Annotated in this window: 1 protein-coding gene and 1 pseudogene; both read left to right on the forward strand. The window is 59.3% G+C overall.

Annotated elements, in window-relative coordinates:
* Window positions 1–77 precede the first annotated feature (77 nt).
* Window positions 78–365 (forward strand): annotated as a pseudogene (locus ACP7BV_RS27120) (translational GTPase TypA); the annotation flags it as partial.
* Between the two features lie 41 nt (window positions 366–406).
* Window positions 407–1,118 (forward strand): tRNA dihydrouridine(20/20a) synthase DusA (dusA, locus tag ACP7BV_RS27125; RefSeq protein WP_426108004.1); only part of this gene is annotated, 712 nt, incomplete at its 3' end.

A 1,118-nucleotide genomic window follows, 5' to 3' on the forward strand; every position in this document is an offset into this window, starting at 1 on the left:
AATGAGGGAAGTCTGATCGTTCGGCCCGACCAAATGCAGACCCGCGGCGGCCAACTCGCGCATGAGCATGGTGTCCATTGTTCGTGGTCCACAACGATCCGGTCTACGAAGGCATGATCATCGGCATTCACTCGCGCGACAACGACCTGGTCGTCAACCCGATCAAGGGCAAGCAGTTGACCAACGTGCGCTCGTCCGGTACCGATGAAGCGGTGCGCCTGGTGCCGCCAGTGCAGATGTCGCTCGAATACGCGGTGGAATTCATTGCCGACGACGAGCTGGTCGAAATCACGCCGAAATCGATTCGCCTGCGCAAGCGCTACCTGAAAGAAAACGAGCGCAAACGCGCTGGTCGCGACGCGTAACAACCAAGGGGCGCTTCGAGCGCCCCTTTTCAATAGTACCCATGAAAACACTTCCTCCCCGCACCCTGTCGGTCGCACCGATGATGGACTGGACTGACCGCCATTGCCGCGTCTTCCACCGCCAGATCACCCGCCACACTTGGCTGTACACCGAAATGGTGACTACCGGCGCGCTGGTCTACGGCGACGTCGAACGCCACCTGCGCTTTAATGAAGAAGAACATCCGGTCGCGCTGCAACTGGGCGGCAGCGATCCGGCCGATCTTGCAAAAAGCGCCAAGCTGGGCGAGCAATGGGGTTACGATGAAATCAACCTCAATTGCGGCTGCCCGTCCGAGCGCGTGCAAAAAGGGGCATTTGGCGCCTGCCTGATGGGCGAGCCGCAATTGGTGGCCGACTGCGTAAAGGCCATGCGCGACGCGGTGTCGATCGACGTGACGGTCAAGCACCGGATCGGTATCGACCGCAATGAAGACTACGCTTTTGTGCGCGATTTTGTCGGCACCGTGGCCGCCGCCGGCTGTGAAACCTTTATTGTTCACGCGCGCAATGCAATTTTGAAGGGCCTCTCGCCCAAGGAAAACCGTGAAATCCCGCCGCTCAAGTATGACGTTGCCTATGCGCTCAAGCGCGATTTTCCGGACCTGGAAATCATCATCAATGGCGGCATCAAGACCCTGACGTTTACCACGGACCGTAGGGCGGAAAAGCGCAGCGCATTCCGCCAGCCATTCGCTACAAGGTGCGCAGGGC

It is taken from the genome of Massilia sp. TSP1-1-2, from assembly GCF_049896185.1.
Taxonomy (GTDB): domain Bacteria; phylum Pseudomonadota; class Gammaproteobacteria; order Burkholderiales; family Burkholderiaceae_D; genus Telluria_A.